The 16537-nt window shown below is 61.5% G+C and carries 11 protein-coding genes and 1 pseudogene; 9 read left to right on the top strand and 3 right to left on the bottom strand.

Annotation, left to right across the window (positions count from 1 at the left end):
- Nucleotides 1-187 precede the first annotated feature (187 nt).
- On the bottom strand, nucleotides 188-865 hold the full coding sequence (locus AC0L2D_RS05295) for an MIP family channel protein (protein WP_013530368.1): 678 nt from the start codon (nucleotides 863-865) through the stop codon (nucleotides 188-190).
- A gap of 181 nt (nucleotides 866-1046) precedes the next feature.
- On the opposite strand from AC0L2D_RS05295, the gene AC0L2D_RS05290 reads away from it, so the two are divergent.
- From AC0L2D_RS05290 to AC0L2D_RS05270, 5 genes are all read left to right on the top strand, one after another.
- Entirely contained in the window at nucleotides 1047-2336 is a 1290-nt protein-coding gene (locus AC0L2D_RS05290; protein ID WP_473540531.1) for an RsmB/NOP family class I SAM-dependent RNA methyltransferase, read from the top strand.
- A gap of 140 nt (nucleotides 2337-2476) precedes the next feature.
- Nucleotides 2477-2935, top strand: coding sequence for a PaaI family thioesterase (locus AC0L2D_RS05285; protein WP_013530371.1), 459 nt, complete (start codon nucleotides 2477-2479; stop codon nucleotides 2933-2935).
- A 141-nt stretch (nucleotides 2936-3076) separates the two neighbouring features.
- On the top strand, nucleotides 3077-3745 hold the full coding sequence (locus AC0L2D_RS05280; protein ID WP_127366780.1) for a 5'-methylthioadenosine/S-adenosylhomocysteine nucleosidase: 669 nt from the start codon (nucleotides 3077-3079) through the stop codon (nucleotides 3743-3745).
- A gap of 48 nt (nucleotides 3746-3793) precedes the next feature.
- Entirely contained in the window at nucleotides 3794-5356 is a 1563-nt protein-coding gene (guaA, locus tag AC0L2D_RS05275) for a glutamine-hydrolyzing GMP synthase (RefSeq protein WP_473540530.1), read from the top strand.
- Nucleotides 5357-5673: 317 nt separating this feature from the next.
- Nucleotides 5674-6927 (top strand): tyrosine-type recombinase/integrase, encoded by a 1254-nt coding sequence (locus AC0L2D_RS05270; RefSeq protein WP_473540529.1) that lies wholly within the window; start codon nucleotides 5674-5676, stop codon nucleotides 6925-6927.
- Here AC0L2D_RS05270 and AC0L2D_RS05265 read toward each other — a convergent pair.
- The gene (locus AC0L2D_RS05265) at nucleotides 6908-7270 is read right to left on the bottom strand and encodes a helix-turn-helix transcriptional regulator (RefSeq protein ID WP_473540584.1); all 363 of its coding nucleotides are present in this window, start codon (nucleotides 7268-7270) and stop codon (nucleotides 6908-6910) included. The genes AC0L2D_RS05270 and AC0L2D_RS05265 overlap by 20 nt on opposite strands.
- A gap of 295 nt (nucleotides 7271-7565) precedes the next feature.
- On the opposite strand from AC0L2D_RS05265, the gene AC0L2D_RS05260 reads away from it, so the two are divergent.
- A complete protein-coding gene (locus tag AC0L2D_RS05260) occupies nucleotides 7566-7763 on the top strand; it encodes a hypothetical protein (RefSeq protein WP_473540528.1) in 198 nt (65 codons plus the stop codon).
- A 396-nt stretch (nucleotides 7764-8159) separates the two neighbouring features.
- Here AC0L2D_RS05260 and AC0L2D_RS05255 read toward each other — a convergent pair.
- Nucleotides 8160-8952 (bottom strand): annotated as a pseudogene (locus tag AC0L2D_RS05255) (YggS family pyridoxal phosphate-dependent enzyme).
- 971 nt (nucleotides 8953-9923) lie between these two features.
- On the opposite strand from AC0L2D_RS05255, the gene AC0L2D_RS05250 reads away from it, so the two are divergent.
- Genes AC0L2D_RS05250 through AC0L2D_RS05240 form a run of 3 tightly spaced genes read left to right on the top strand, consistent with a single transcriptional unit; the run spans nucleotide 9924 to nucleotide 16251 of the window.
- On the top strand, nucleotides 9924-12434 hold the full coding sequence (locus AC0L2D_RS05250) for an ABC-three component system protein (protein WP_473540527.1): 2511 nt from the start codon (nucleotides 9924-9926) through the stop codon (nucleotides 12432-12434).
- Nucleotides 12431-13123, top strand: a complete 693-nt coding sequence (locus AC0L2D_RS05245; RefSeq protein ID WP_473540526.1) for an ABC-three component system middle component 1 — start codon at nucleotides 12431-12433, stop codon at nucleotides 13121-13123. Before AC0L2D_RS05250 ends, AC0L2D_RS05245 begins: the two co-directional genes overlap by 4 nt.
- Nucleotides 13120-16251, top strand: a complete 3132-nt coding sequence (locus AC0L2D_RS05240) for an AAA family ATPase (RefSeq protein ID WP_473540525.1) — start codon at nucleotides 13120-13122, stop codon at nucleotides 16249-16251. Before AC0L2D_RS05245 ends, AC0L2D_RS05240 begins: the two co-directional genes overlap by 4 nt.
- Nucleotides 16252-16537 lie beyond the last annotated feature (286 nt).

Genomic DNA, 16537 nt, shown 5'->3' with positions numbered 1-16537 from the left:
TGCTTCAGGACGTGGCGGACCCACGGGATGTCGGTTCGCTGCCGGCGGTGGCGCCCACCCGGCGCGGCCGCCCCCAGCGCGCCCGGAACGCGAGCCGCGCGGCGCGCGGGGGCGCCGGCGGCGAATACCGCGGCAGCTCCGGGGGGGCCCGGGCCCGCGCCTTCGCATATTCAGCCTTCCAAAGAGCTCAGTCCTTCTCGAAGATGCGCGCCTTGGCGACGACGCCGGCAATGGCGCCGCCGATCAACGGTGCCACGATGAACAGCCAGAGCTGGCCGATCGCCGCAGTTCCCGAAAACAGTGCCGGACCGATCGAGCGGGCCGGGTTGAGCGACGTGCCGGTCACCGGGATGATGGCGAAGTGCAGCCCTGCCAGCGTCAGGCCGATGACCAGTCCGGCGAACGCCGTCGAGTGCTTTTCGGCCGTGACGCCAAGGATCACGGTGACGAAGGTGAAGGTGCCGATCACTTCCCACAGGAAGGCCGAACTGACACCCCATTTCGTCACATCCCAGCCATTGGCGCCGAAGCCGGTGGTGTGTCCGCCAACCTGGCCGGAGACGATGATCCACAACGCCAGTGAAGCAAGGACGCCGCCGATGACCTGCGCGATCCAGTAGGGGATGACGTCCTTGGCCGGCAGCCGGCCGGCAAGGAAGACGCCGAGCGTCACCGCCGGGTTGAGATGCGCGCCCGAAATGGGGCCGATCGCATAGGCCGCGGCGATGAGGCCGATGCCGAACGCCAGACCGATGCCTTCCTGGCCAAGCGGCAGCGCGCCGCCGAAGCCGCCCGTCACCACAGAAGCCGTACCGATGAACACCAATAGAAATGTGCCTAGAACTTCCGCCAGATAAGTCTTCATTGCCCTCTCCTCGTGTCGATCCGCCGGTTCACCTTTTCGCGCCGCGAATCACAATCGGAAGAGTATTCGCAACCAGAAAAGTTGGAAAGCAGAGCGGTTGTGCCGGCCGACCTGCTTGTGCGCGCCGGTTGCGCGCTCTAGAGCAGGGCCGGAATAATTTTCTGCGTGACGGAACAAGACAATGCGACTGGGCGGAAGGCTGGCTGCGGCCATCGAAGTGCTGGAAGACATCGGCCGGCGCCACCGGCCGGTGGCGGACGCGCTGAAGGATTGGGGCCTGTCGCATCGCTTCGCCGGCGGCGGCGACCGTGCGGCCATCGGCAACATCGTCTATGACGCCTTGCGCCACAAGCGTTCCGCGGGCTGGCTGCTGGGGCAGGACACGCCGCGCGCCATTGGCTTCGGCGCCCTGCTGCTCGAATGGGGGCAGACGGCCCAGTCGCTCAACGAGGCGCTGGATGGTGACAAGTTCGCACCGCCGCTGCTGACCGCCGCCGAGCTTCAGGCCATCGCCGACGGTCGGCTCGCCGATGCGCCGGACGCGGTGCGGGCGGATGTTCCCGACTGGTGCGCGCCGCTTTTCGAGCGAGCCTTCGGCCCGAGTTGGGCCGACGAGGGCGCCGCGCTGGCGACGCGCCCGCCGCTCGACCTCAGGGTCAACACCTTGCAGGCCAACCGCGACAAGGTGCTGGCCGAACTGACGGGAACCGGCGCCAAACCCGCGGCAATCGCCCCGCACGGCATCCGCATTCCGCCGATCGACGGCGATGGCCGGCACCCGAATGTGCAGGCCGAACCGGCCTTCCAGAAGGGCTGGTTCGAGGTCCAGGACGAAGGCTCGCAGATCGCGGCCGCCCTTGCCGGGGCCGAAGCCGGCATGCAGGTGCTGGATTTCTGCGCCGGCGCCGGCGGCAAGACGCTGGCACTGTCGGCTTCGATGGAAAATCGTGGCCAGATCTTTGCCCACGATGCGGAGAAAGCACGGCTGGCGCCGATCTTCGACCGCATCCGTCGTTCGGAAAACCGCAATGTGCAGGTGGTCACCAAGCCCACGGAACTCGCGCCGCTCGGCAACCACATGGACATCGTGCTGGTCGACGCGCCCTGCACCGGCAGCGGCACCTGGCGGCGCCGCCCCGACGCCAAATGGCGGCTGACGCAGAGGCAGCTCGATACCCGCAAGGGCGAACAGTCGGCGATCCTCGATGCGGCCAAAGCCTATGTCAAACCGGGCGGCCTGCTGGTCTACATCACCTGCTCGGTGTTTGATGAGGAGAATGGCGAGCAGATCGCGGCCTTTCGGGACCGTAACAGCGGCTTTGTTCCCGTCGACCACCGCCAGCTCTGGGACAGCCGTTTTCCCGGCCATCAGGCAGCCGCGCGTATCGGCATCAAAGGCGATATCTCGCTGTCGCCGGCGCTGAGCGGCACCGACGGGTTTTACTTCTGTGCATTGCGCAGGTCGGCCTGAATCCGATCGGATGTCGCCAATTCCTGGCGGATGCGTGGCGCCAGCCGGCAGGCCAGGCCGATTGTGCAGTGCAGCAAAAGCATTTGCCTGCCGTCCATGCCTCTGCAATAAGCTTATCCGCATAAAGGAAGGCAGCGGCCATGGCAGCAAAGATCGTACCCGCCCCGGACTATGAGGATCGCGTCAGGACCTCCTTCGCGCGCCAGAAGGCGATGGCCACGATCGGCGCCGAACTGACGCTGGTGACGCCCGGCATCATCGAGATCGAGATGCCTTATTCGGCGGCACTCACCCAACAGCACGGCTTCCTCCATGCCGGCGTCATTTCGACGGCGCTGGACTCGGCCTGCGGCTATGCCGCTTTTTCGCTGATGCCGGAAAATTCCGGCGTGCTGACCATCGAGTTCAAGGTCAACCTGCTGGCGCCGGGCAGGGGCGAGCGCTTCCTGTTCCGCGGCTCGGTGACCAAGCCAGGCCGCACCATCATCGTCGCCGACGGCCAGGCCTACGCCTTTGCCGCCGACGGCGAGGCCAAGCTGATCGCCACCATGACCGGAACGATGATGACGGTGGTCGGGCGTGATGGCATAGAAGGGTGAGTGGCCGGTTCGCCGCAGGCGAATTCATCGTGCCGGTGGCACGATGAAAGGCCACGGACGCCGGGAGCTGCCGCAGGCAGCGGGTCCCGGCGAGCGGCGGCGCAGATAAGCAGGTGATCGGGCGGAGAGGAGCAAATCATCATGACCGATAAAATTCGCCGCCTGTCGGGCAAGGACGTCCTCTTCGTCATGGCGGCGCAGGCCGAATACGGTCCGCATCTCAAGCAGTTGTTCACGCCATTGATGACAGGTGTCGGTCCGGTCGAGGCCGGCGTCAGGCTAGGCGCTGAACTCTCCTGGCTGAAGTCGCAAAAAACCCTGCCCGACCTCGTCGTGTCGCTCGGCTCAGCCGGCAGCCGGACGCTGGAGCAGACGGGAATCTACCAGGCGGTTTCGGTCAGCTACCGTGACATCGACGCTTCGCCGCTCGGCTTCGAGAAGGGTGCCACACCCTTCCTCGACCTGCCGGTGACCGTACCATTGCCCTTCAAGATACCTGATATCAAGCAGGCGACGCTATCGACCGGCGGCGCGATCATCACCGGGGCGGCCTATGATGCTGTCAACGCCGACATGGTCGACATGGAGACCTTCGCCTGCCTGCGCGCCTGCCAGTTGTTCGACATTCCGCTGATCGGGCTGCGCGGCATTTCCGACGGGGCGGCGGATCTCAGGCATGTCGGCGACTGGACCGAATATCTTGAAGTCATCGATGAGAAGCTGGCGGAGGCCGTCATGCGGCTCGAACAGGCCATCGGTTTGGGCACGCTTCTGAAAGATTCGCCGCATGAAGACGCCAGACCGCTCTGAAACTCGCAACCCATTGCGTCGACTCATTTCTTTCTCTAAACGCTCGCCATGAAAACAGCCAATCATCCCGACACCGTCCTGATTGTCGATTTCGGCAGCCAGTTCACCCAGCTCATCGCCCGCCGCATCCGCGAGGCCGGCGTGTTTTCCGAGATCGTGCCGTTCCAGTCGGCCGAAGCGGCATTCAAGCGCATCAATCCGAAAGCCGTGATCCTGTCCGGCGGCCCGGCTTCGACCGGCGATATAGGCAGTCCGCGCGCGCCGCAGATCGTCTTCGACGCCGGCGTGCCGGTGCTCGGCATCTGTTATGGCCAGATGGCCATGTGCGTGCAGATGGGCGGCGTCGCCGAAAGCTCCGACCATCGCGAATTCGGCCGCGCCTTCGTCGAGATCCAGAAGGACAGCCCGCTGTTCGAGGGCCTGTGGGCGCCCGGCCAGCGCCACCAGGTGTGGATGAGCCATGGCGACCGCGTCATCTCCTTGCCCAACGGCTTCGAGGTGTTCGGCAAATCGGAGGGCTCGCCCTTCGCCATCTTCGGCAACATCGAGCGCAAGATGTACGGCATCATGTTCCACCCCGAGGTGGTGCATACGCCCGACGGTGCCCGGCTGCTCAGGAACTTCGTCCACAACATCGCCGGCATCGAGGGCGACTGGACCATGCGCGCCTACCGCGAGCACGCGGTCGAGGCGATCCGCAAGCAGGTCGGCAAGGGCAAGGTCATCTGCGCGCTGTCGGGCGGCGTCGATTCCTCCGTTGCCGCGCTGTTGATCCACGAAGCGGTCGGCGACCAGCTGACCTGCATCCTTGTCGACCACGGCCTGATGCGCAAGGACGAGGCCGCGGGCGTGGTGGCGATGTTCCGTGAGCACTACAATTTGCCGCTCATTCTGGTCAACGCGTCGGACCGTTTCATCGACGCCCTCGAGGACGAGTCGGATCCGGAGAAAAAACGCAAGACCATAGGCCGGCTGTTCATCGAGGTGTTCGAGGAAGAGGCCAAGAAACTCGGCGGCGCCGAATTCCTGGCGCAAGGCACGCTCTATCCCGACGTGATCGAAAGCGTCTCCTTCACCGGCGGCCCGTCGGTGACGATCAAGTCGCACCACAATGTCGGCGGCCTGCCGGCGCGCATGAACATGCAACTGGTCGAGCCGCTGCGCGAACTGTTCAAGGACGAGGTCAGGGCGCTAGGCAAGGAGCTTGGCCTGCCCGAAAGCTTCATCGGCCGGCACCCGTTCCCAGGTCCGGGTCTTGCCATCCGCTGCCCCGGCGGCATCACCCGCGAAAAGCTGGAGATCCTGCGCGAAGCCGACGCCATCTATCTCGACGAGATCCGCAAGGCCGGCCTCTACGATGCCATCTGGCAGGCATTCGCCGTGCTGCTGCCGGTGCAGACGGTCGGCGTGATGGGCGACGGCCGCACCTACGAGTTCGTCTGCGCGCTGCGCGCCGTCACCTCGGTCGACGGCATGACGGCGGATTTCTACCACTACGACATGGCCTTCCTGGGGGCTGCTGCCACCCGCATCATCAACGAAGTCCGCGGCATCAACCGCGTCGTCTACGACGTGACGTCGAAGCCGCCTGGAACAATCGAGTGGGAATAAAGCTCGGTCGTTCGCCAGCATTCGGCGACTATCGAGGAAACCTCATTAAGCGTCTGAATTTTATCTGCTTTCGTCTCTACGTCTATCGCTGACTATTGCCCCTAAGCAGAATCATTTGGCGGTAGATTTGACGGCATTCCGTTTCGCGTCATCTTCGTTGCAGACTGATGCCGTCACTGCGCCGGACTCAAAGCAGTTTGGTATCATTCGAGGTAAGGCATTGAATTCAATGGGCTCTCACACAGCCTTGACGGTAAAACGAATGACGGTAAAATTAGGCATTGAACAACCCTAGATGCGCCCCACCGTCTCCTTCTATGCTCACCGACATCGCACTTAAGAAGCTGAAACCAAAAGATAAAATATACAAAGTCACCGATCGTGACGGTATGTATGCGACCGTGGCTCTCACAGGGCAGATATCGTTCCGATACGACTACCGATTGAATGGTCGGCGAGAGACAGTGACGCTGGGCCGCTATGGTGAGGGAGGCATCTCGCTAGCAGAGGCGCGGGACCGCTGTCTTGCCGCGCGAAAAATGGTTGCAGCCGGAAAATCCCCAGCCCAGGAAAAACAGCGTGACAAGCGGCGCCTGTCTGGGACGGCCACGTTCGGCGATGCTGGCAGAGGATGGTTTAAAGAGGCGAAGATGGCGGACAGCACGCGCTCGATGCGCAAGGCCGTCTTCGATCGAGACATCTTGCCGATTTGGGACAAAAGGCTCCTCACAGAAATAACATCGGACGATTTGCGGGCGCTGTGCGCAAAGGTGAGGAACCGTGGCGCACCAGCAACGGCAATTCATGTCCGGGATATCGTTAAGCAGGTCTATGGTTATGCCATTCTGCACGGCGAGAAGATCGCCAATCCGGCGGACGAAGTAGGGCCAGCTTCCATAGCCACCTTTGAGGCGAAAGACCGGGCGTTGTCACCCGTAGAAATTCGACTCATGCTGAAAGAGTTGGAAAACGTGCCGACGGTGCCGACCATTCGGCTGGGCCTAAAGCTGATCCTGCTCACGATGGTTCGGAAAAGTGAGCTTCTGGACGCGACGTGGGATGAGGTAGACTTCGAGAACGCGGTATGGAGCATTCCCAAAGAGCGAATGAAGCGGAAGAAGCCCCACAACGTTTACCTGTCCCGCCAGTCCCTCGACATCATGATTGCACTCAAGACTTGCGCTGCAAACTCTCGATACGTGCTTCCATCTCGCTACGACGCCGACGAGCCTATGTCGCGCGCGACTTTCAATCGGATTACCATGGCGATTGTGGACCGCGCAAAACAACAAGACCTGCCGCTTGCTCCCTTTACGGTGCACGATCTACGGCGGACCGGCTCCACGCTCCTAAACGAGATCGGATTCAATCGCGACTGGATCGAAAAATGCCTTGCCCACGAAGACAGTCGCTCCTCCCGCGGCGTCTATAACAAGGCTGAATACGAACCGCAGCGGCGCCACATGCTGCAGGAATGGGCCGACATGATTGAAGCGTGGGCGGCTGGTAATAAACACGCACCCACACTGCAGCCGATTTCCGGGGCGGCCGTCATCCTCGATCCGATTTGACGGGTCTCGTCTTCCGCGACCGCACGTCTGGTCCCGGGGCCAGTTCGAGCGAACCAGCAGAGGACGCGTTCCGCCGTTCCTGAATCCAGGCTTCGACTTCTCCCAGGTCCCAAACGACGCAGCGGGGGGTCAGATTGAACCGTTGGGGGAACTCGCCTCGTTGTTCCATTTCATAAATGGTCGTGTCCGATAGCGGGACGATTTCTCGCAATTGCGATCGGCGAACAGTTCGCACGACCTGTCGCGCCTCAATGTGCGGTAGAACCGGAAGGGGGCCATCCGCTGGCGCGGCCTCTATGCCCTGGCAGCTTTCGCGTTGAGTTTGCTTCTGCCGTTTGACCATTTGCATACCGAAGGGCTCCTTCGGGCCAATGATCGCGCATCTGCTCCAATCTGAGTATAGCTCTCAACTACGACCACATCGTCTCCTTTTGACCAACCGGCGAGCTTTGCGATGGTCGGCAAGCCTAGGTCTTGCTCACGAGCACACCGACTTCGCGACTGCGTCTCGAAGGCCTTCTGCCTCTTGGGCTGTTTGGACCTGTCCTCTTCGCTCACGGTTAACCCTTTGCATGGCTCCACGTCGGGTGAATTCATGTAGTCCCGGAATCCAGGTCCTCATCGCTCGGATTCTCGGCTTGCCGAATGAACGTGATCGTCTCGGCGAAGTGCGGCGCGTGACGGTCCCGATGATCGGGCCGACGTTGCTCATCTCATACTGCCTCGCCGTGTTCGAGGACGGGATGGAGGACCAGGCCATCCATTGGGTCTTGGATCACGCGCTCGTAGAGCTGGGCCAGGTTCACCTGAAATATCCGAGGGACTTGCTCACCTAGGACGGCCATGGCGTTCGCCAGCTCCAGAGCGGAAACCAGAATCGTTCCAGCAGAGTGCGGCGACATCCATCACGGTGATTGAGCGGACGGCGAACACGCCCTGGACATCGGCGGCGTGCTGTGCTCCGATGGAATTTGAGACCAGCTTGCCCTGATCCTCAATGCAGGTCGTACCATAGGTGCGCGGCGGCCATGTCGAAATCCGCCCAAGTGACTATAAGCTTGCGCGGGACGCTCAGAAAGTCGCTTGCGTCGCACGATTGCGTGGGCTGGCAGACCGCGGGAAGCGACCTCAGCCGCGATCAGCCGGCTGACTCGTTCCCTGACGCGTAAATCTCGACGGCCGGAACGATCGGCTGGGGTAATCGAAAGAGCAGACAGGCCGTTTGCGAAAAATCATGGTTCAATTCCTCGATCGGTGGGGGCGACACCCGGCCAGTAGTGGCCGTCAGGCGTCGGCCGCTTGCCGAAGATGGCCTGACCAACGCGCACGACAGTGGCGCCTTCCTCTATGGCTTCCTCGAAGTCTCCGGTCATGCCCATGGATAGCCCGGTCAGCGCGGCGTTATGCTTCACGGCTTTGTCCCGCAGCCGGCGCAACAGAATGAAGCAAGGCCGCACCTTGGAACAGCGCAAGTGTCATCAACCCGCATGGACGGAGACGGGGAAGCTGATCGAGAGACTTCACGAAGGGCAGCAGTGCGTTCGGATGGAGGCCGAACTTGCTGTGCTCGCCAGACGTGTTGACCGGCACATAGACGTCGAGGAAGCGATCTTCGCGCTCCAGCCGCGTGTTCAGAAGGTCGGCGAGCTGTAGGCTGTCGAGCGCATGAAACTCACGCGCGAAGCGGGGCAGATATTTGGCTTTGTTGGTCTGCAGATGTCCGACGATGCTCCAGTCGATGGCGAGATCGTGAAGCGCCTCGCATTTTGACATTGCCTCCTGGATCTTGTTCTCGCCGAAGGTGCTGATGCCGACGTCGAAGGCATATCGCAGGATTTGGGCCGGCACCGTCTTGGTGATCGGCAGCAACCGCACGGAGGCTCGGTCGCGCCCGACCCGTGCGCAAGCAAGCGTGATGCGCTCTTCAACCAACGCCAGATTGGTGCGGAAGCTGGTAAGGGGATCAGGCCCGAAGCGTTCGACGTCCTCGGGCGAAAGCGGTGCCCATTGTGATCTGCCCTTCACCGCACGGTGACCAGATAGCCGCCGGCTTGCGTGTCCGCACGCGCGCAAAGGCCCAGGATTCGAAGACAATCAAGGTGCGCTGCCGTCCGTAGGCGACCGACCAGTGTCATCATTGGTCAGTATCAAGCCACATTGAAAGACTGAGCACTCCTGCTGACTTTGTCATTTGGCGTTCTCACCAGATGCTACAGTTCCAACAAATTTATGTTTGCTTACCATTCCCAGCGGTTCGGGGGTGCTAAGAGCCAATGAATTTCTTTGAAGAATCTGTTGCAACGCCTGCACGCGGATTGGCGGAGTGCTGATCAGGCAGCGAGACTTGCGAACTGCTTGGGCCAGGAGGTATTCGGACTGGAAGCGTATCTCGATTGTAGCGGCTAGTGCCGTGCCAGAAATTCCCAGCTCCGGGGCGACCTTACTGAGCGGCCTGTCGCAGACCCGTTTATAAGGCTCAAGACGTGTCAGATGCATTATGGAATGGTCTTAATTCAATCGCAGCCGTGTCGCACTGCCGGGAAATGGCAAACAACGCGCTTCCGACGGCAATCTCTGATTATCGCCAGTTTGAAGAGTTTTTAAGAAGCAGCCGGCCGTCACATGCATGCAAGGCCAAACGTGCTCTGCTCGACGACGGCACCCCTCACCGCACGACTGCTTTGCGCCCGAAATCGGAGCTAGTTCCCGAACGCAGTCATTTGAGTTCGGGCGGGCGGCTCGCTTGCGCCAAACGACATCGCGAGCATCGATACGGCGTTGCCTTGGCGTATTTGTTCATGACCGCTTGTAAACTGTTACTAAATCTATAGTTAGCTTGCGTTAGCAAAGCTAAGCTCAATGCAAACAGCGCGAAATGATTGCGTAGCGCGCAGCTTGCGCGCATAGACCGGGGGGCAGATCGTTGGAATTGCAGGGTCGCCGAAGGGGCGTAGCACCAAGGCGCGCGTGGTTGAGTCCCAATATGGCGCTGCAGGTTGGTTGAGCCGTTGCTTCCTCAAGACATCCTCGCCGGTGCAGCTGTTCGCGACAGACCGAACCTGTTCGTGATCGGCTGTTTCGACCGGCGAATAACCTTTTACTCGCAGCAGGTCCGCGCCTTGTCGTTGATCCATGCACTCAAGGAGCAGGGATACCTAAACAGTAACCCAAGAATTGCAGTCATCGGAGGAGGAGCTGCGGGCGTCGCGGCGGCCTCAGCGGCGGCCTTGGTATCATCATCCAGCGTTGTCCTGTTCGAAAGTGCCGCCGAGCTTATGCCGCTTCAGTCGACGACCGGGCGACGACGCCTCGATCCACACATCTATGACTGGCCTGCGCCTGATACCAGCGACCCGATAGCTGACCTCCCAATCCTGGACTGGGAGTCTGGATCCTGCCGCGCGGTTCGCGACGATGTGCTGCTTGGCTTCGAGGATATTGCCGTTCGAATGGGTGGACGCCTCACAAGACGACTCCGGCACGATGTAAAGTCCATCGCCGTTACCGCTGATGGCTATGAGCTCGTCTTCACCAATCTGGATGCACCAATACCTCCTGCCGGCGCCGAGCCTCGCGAGCGCTTCAACATGGTGCTCCTGGCAGTCGGTTTCGGGCTAGAGCCACGAGAAACTATCCCGGGCATCCAGAGCGCCAGCTACTGGTCAGATGCTGGGGTGCCGGTCGCGGAGTTCGAGGGCAGGCCGGCCCCTCGGTTTTTCATAAGCGGCAATGGCGATGGCGGCTTGATCGACTTCGTGGCCGCCGGCGCCGCCAACTTCGATCATGCAGCCATGATCCGGATGATCACGGAACATCCTGGCGCCGCAGAGCTGGGCGATGCTCTTGCAGCGATTGACGCACGCGCACGCGCGGCCGACGCAGCCGGCGAGCGCTTTGACTTCATCGACGCTTATGACAATGAGCTGTTGGCCAAAATGACAGAAAGCGGCCTGATCGCTGCCGTGGCGCAGCAGCTGCGGCTAGGCGTGAAGTTGACGCTACAGACACGGCATCCGGAAATGTTCGAGGTTTCTACCTCCGCGCTCAATCGGCTCGCAGCCTATGCAACCATCAGGGCCTGCGTGGCTGACGTGCAACGCTCCTTCAGACATCTGCAATGTGCGGCTCTGACCCGAACGGAGGCGCCAGATCCTGGCGCGGAGCACGCCGATTTCTGGCTCGATTGCGCTGGGGAGGCCGTCGCGGCAGACGCGGTGATCATCAGGCGTGGACCTCTACGCGCAGTTGTCAGAGGACCATTTGCCGCTCATCTTGCGACCTACGAAGCAACTCACGAGGAGTGGCTAGATCGCCACGGCGATGCCACGATCGTACCAAAGCTGTCTCGGTCGGCCCGGAAGCTGTTTTCGGATGCAGCCCGCAAAGCCGAAATCCCGCACTCGCCGCGGCTGCAGCGCCTGGCGGCCCACCAGTTTCCCATTTCGGTCCAAGTTCGGCGCGAAGCGGACCGAGTTCGGTGGTCTGGCGCCGTTTCCGCACAGCAATTGGTCAGTGCCTGGCGCAATGATCAAGCATTTGAGATCATTTTACCCGACGCGCCGGATGCGCTCGGTGCAGTTACGGACGCAATCCTCCGTGTTGCATGCCATAGTAGGAACGTTCGCCTCCATGCCATGCCAGCGGTTTGGAGCCCATACGTTCGCGCCCTGAGTATCGATTCCCTTCATGCCGAAGGCATGCAGATGCCAGCGATCATCGCCGGCAACCCGGGAGGCGCGGCACAGGATCCGATAGCGTTGGATCCCGCAATCCTTGCCCGGCGAATTCATCGCTCGCTCGATGCATACCTGCTTGAGAAGCTCGATGCCCATCTGCAACCGTATTTTGCCAATCGTGCAGACCCCGGCCGATTGATCGGCCTCGCGATTGCGGACGACCTGCGTGCCGCCATGGCGCAGACTTGGGCCGATTGGCGGGCCACTTTCACTGATGATCTGGAACTGCTCAACCGTTTCTTCCGACTCATGGTCTGCGCCGTCGATGATCCGAACGAACACGACGCTGCGCAGGTGCTGGTTGGACCATTAAAGTGGCCGGCCATCGTTCGCGGCACTGCGGTGGCAGTCGCTATAGCGGCGGCCTGGCAGACGACTGTCCCCAGAGCGAACGGTCCGGGTAATCTCGCCCGCCAACGCGGGGGCGACCCGGAGTGGACCGGTCATGGGTGCGCTGCAGATCTCATCAACGGCAGCGACATGTCGGTGTCTGCAGCCAGCTTCATGTGGCGCACGCACTTCGTCGTTCTGATCGTCAAGGGCCCTGTCGAGGTCGCTAAGATCGCCGAGCGCGCCTTCGCGCAGACCGAAACGGACCAGCCCTCGCTCAGTGAGACAGACGGCGGGGGTCCTGTGCTACTGTCAATCAGCCGCGAGTTCTCGGAGACCGTGGCCGTTGGAATTGCACAGCTGAGGACACTGTTGGCGGCCGTTGAAGCCAAGCACTTTGAGGACTTGAACAGGGCGATCGAGAAGGGCGCGGCGGCATGACTGAAGGATTGACGCTATCACCAGCACTGCAGGATTTTGCTGGCCGACTGCGAAAGGCCGCGGCGGCGCTCAATCTTGAAGTCGAAGATCGGGCCTCGTTGGCGGGCACATCCTTCCAGGGTGGTTCATCGGCGTCGACTTCGTTGAGTCCGACCGACCTGCCGACCGAAAGCCATGCGATCCGGATCGATCGGTTCAACATCATCATGGGCGTATTGCCCGATGTGCCAACTTTGGAATCCGTCCGCGAAACCTTGCGACGGTATCGCAATCAATGCGTCGTGGCGCGCTCCTTCCTTGGCACAAATGAGACGCTCGACCTTCAGTTGATGCTTCTGGGGCCGCGTTCGAGCGAACGGCAGGACGCCTGGCGCGCATTGGCTTTGATGGTCGAGCGGGATGATCGCGTGGCGCGGAAGCTCGCCTGGCTCAGGCCGGAGGATCCGCAACGCGATGACGAGAGCTTCTCGGATTTCTTGAAGCGAACATTCCTCGCGCGCCCCTGGATTCATGACGAAGACGAGTTCGAAGATGCTGCTCTCGATGCCCTGAGCAGTGGCGCAACAACCCCGGGTCTGCCGCGATCGACTGCCGACGGATGGGAGCGCATCGCGCTGGACGAAAGGAAGAGTCCTGACGAGATCGTGGCGGCGCTCGTCAAGACTTGGGAGCGGAGGGGACAGGCATGAAAGAGATCTTCCTTTCGCGGATCACCATCCATGATTTTCGTACCTTTGGCGATTTCGAGGTGGACATCCCCGCAGCCCCGGGCCTTGTGCTGCTGACCGGCACGAACGGCCTTGGAAAGAGCAGTTTCTTCGACGCGATTGAGTGGGGGCTCACCGGCAAGATCCGTCGATTTGAGCCCTACTTGCAAAAGGGCCGGAGGAAACTCACCGAAAAAGACTATTTGACACGTCGCGGCGCTGAGCCGGGAGCGCACCACGTTTCTCTAACCTTCTCAGATGGTAAGCCCATAGTGCGGGGCGCTGCGAGCGCAACATCTATGACTGACATCCTCGCTCAGTTGGCACGGCCTGACCGGCGAGCGATCGACGATCTTGGAGCTTACCTCGCCCTGACCCACTTCTTGGGCCAAGCAGCCCAGCAGCGCTTCACGAGCCGGGATTCGCATGAGCAGTGGGATGCGCTCAAAGGACCAAGCGGCATCGAGCGTCTCGAACGCATCCGCGCCGGTCTGCGCGGAAGAGCCACCGTTTCGGCTTTTACTCGCCGTATTGAAAGCGAACAGGGCGCCATTACGCAACTCGAACGTCAGATCGCGGATTGGCAAGGTTGGATGGGGCGTCTTGAGCGCCTGCTGTCAGGCGCCCGCGCCACCGGTGTGCTGACGTCCGCCGAAATCGCCGAGCGGATAGATGGACTGGAGGCGGACCTCAAGCGGCTTGCAATCGATCCTAGCCAAGTGCTTTCCGGAGAAGAGGTGGGCAGCCGCTTGGCAGGCCTCGCCGATCACATCGGCGAGGCACTGCGTTCGACGGTCGATCGGAAATCTGTTCTGGAGGCGATGGCCTCGCTACCCGCACAGTTTGCCGTGACCAACGGTGACGCACAGTCCGATCATCCCACGCTTGTCCGCCTTCGCAATGACGTGACCGGCGCGCAAGAACGACTGGATCGAGCCATGCCGCTCGCAGAGGCCGCCAGAAAGGTCGTCTCAGCCCAGACCGCTGCCCTCGCGTCGATTGAACAAACCATTGCAACATTTGAGGCGGCTTTAACGGATCTGTCGCGTCGTGCGCAGTTGGCAGAACTCATCGCTACTGCATCCACAGAACACGGCGCATTGACGGATGCCATCGCCGTGCACCGAGCCACTCTCAGGGCCGCGGACATCGCAATAAAACAGCATTCGGACGCGGCTGCTGAGGTGGCACGTCTGCGCAGTCTCGCTGGCTCCGCCAAGACGCTCAACGATTCAGTGCCCGATTACCTCCGCCTCGAGGCGGAATCCGGTATCGCCGCATCGGCTTTGGAAAATGCGCAGACGGCGTCTGAGACGGCCGCCACCGAACTTGAGCCGCTGGAGGCGCAATTTGCCGACCTCGGATCGCAGATTGCCATTGCGATACAGTCGAGGGCCGAGGCGGATCGCCATGCGACAGCCATGAGCGCGGCCTTATCAAAACTCGCCAGCCATATCCACCAAGATGACACCGACTGCCCCGTCTGCCGTACTAAGTTTGACCCCGGCGTGCTGAAGGCGCTTGCCGATGCTGCAGCATCCTCGAGCGATGACCGACTGGCTCGTGCTGACGAGGCTTTAGAAGCGCTGCGGGCAAAGGAGGCGGAGCTGAACGCCCGCATCGTCGCGTTGCGCGCTCTAGTTGCCGCGCCCTTTGAGATGCAAGATGCCGCCACTGCGGCCGGCAACGCCGCGAGCGACGCGAAGTCGGCAATCGCACTGGTTCTCGCTATCCCGCCGGACAGCGACATCGTTGCGATGGCAGCCCAGCGCGCCCGCGACTATGCCTCTGCGCTGATTGCTGCTGAAGCAGGTCTCGAGCCGCTTGCGGCGGGCGCGGCAGCCGCCTTGGACCAGAGGTCTTCCGTTGGTGCCGATCTTGAAGACCTGATCTCACGGGAGAGCCAACTCGCTACACGCCTAGCACAACTTCGCGCCGAAGACGTCGCGTGCACTGAGCGCATCGCGGCCCGAAACCTGTCGGATGTATTGCTGGTCGATCTCAGACGCCAATTGACCGGCCAGCGCCAGCAGTTGGAAACGGCCCGCGAACGACTCGGCCGGCTTTCCGAGGAAGCCACTGTCGCGATCGCGAACACCCAAGGTGAGCAGACCGCCTTTGATGCGGCAACGCGCGCGCTCGCGATCGCCGAAGCAACGAGGGCCAGCGCCGAGCAGTCGGCGCGGCAAATGCAACGGCGCTGGGCACAGGCTGGTCTTGCCGACACCCCGAGCCCCGCCGCATATGAGCGCGGCCTCGCGGCCATGGACGCAACGATCGGGACTTTGACGTCAATTAGTGAGCGTCAGATGGCGCTTGCTAGAGAGAATGAAGACACGCTTCTGCAGCGTGAGATCAACGAGATCGTTTCGTCGATGCATGTGGCTGGGGGATCTGAAGGCGCAGGCGATCCGCCGAAACACCTTGGCGAACTCAATGCTATGCTCACTGATGCGCGCGCTGCGGTCAGGCTTACCAAAGGCGCTCGAGCAGCCGTGAACCGCTACTCCGAAGAACTGCAAGCTCAAGCCGACGACTTCTCGAGCCGCGTGCTCGATCCCCTCAATATCGTCATCGACGACTTCAACGAAGCGATGTTGAGCACGCCAGGCGAGAGTATACAGTTCAAGGCTGACACTCGGGTCGACGCGACGAGCTTCGGCATGGCCCTGCGATACCGAGAGAGGGTCGAGAACGCCATAGAGTCCCAGAAGGGCCTTCCGCCGCAAGTCGTACTAAGCGAGGGACAACTCGCAGCCAACGGGTTCAGCATCCTCTGTGCGGCCAGTACGGCCTATCCATGGTCGCGGTGGCGAGCGCTCTTGCTGGACGATCCCTTGCAGCACAATGACATCATCCACACCGCTGCGTTTATCGATGTCATGCGCAATATGGTCGAGCTCAACGGTTACCAGTTGATCATGTCCAGCCACGACCGCGGGGAGAGCGACTTCATCGCCCGAAAATTCGACGCTGCTGGGCTACCGTGTTCGACCGTCTTGCTGACGGCGCCGTCTGACAACGGCGTGGTTTGGGCTAGCCCAGAGAACAATCAGGCGGCGGAACGTTTCCTCCGTCGCAATGCGCCCAGCAGTGCGGGAAGTGCATAGCCCGCGACGTGAAACGCTGTTCGAAGCTGTGCGCCGCGTACTTTGCGAAGCGACAGGCCCGCTGACACTCGACGAAATCACTGTGCTGACCGAAAGGCGGCTGGGACGTAAGCAACCCCAAGGGTGGAGTTTCCGCTTGCCTTCACTCGGTCGGCGCAACCCATCATCCCACCAATCGTACCTGGGTGCCGTCGATGATTGAGGCAGATCAGGCGGATGAAGACGATTATGCCGCTAAGACAGCTGATGCGATTGGCTCTGAGGAGCCGGAGTGACAGAACATCTA

The organism is Mesorhizobium sp. WSM4833 (genome assembly GCF_055811095.1).
The sequence above is the reverse complement of the archived record's forward strand: the minus strand, read 5'-3'. Positions and strand labels throughout refer to the sequence as shown.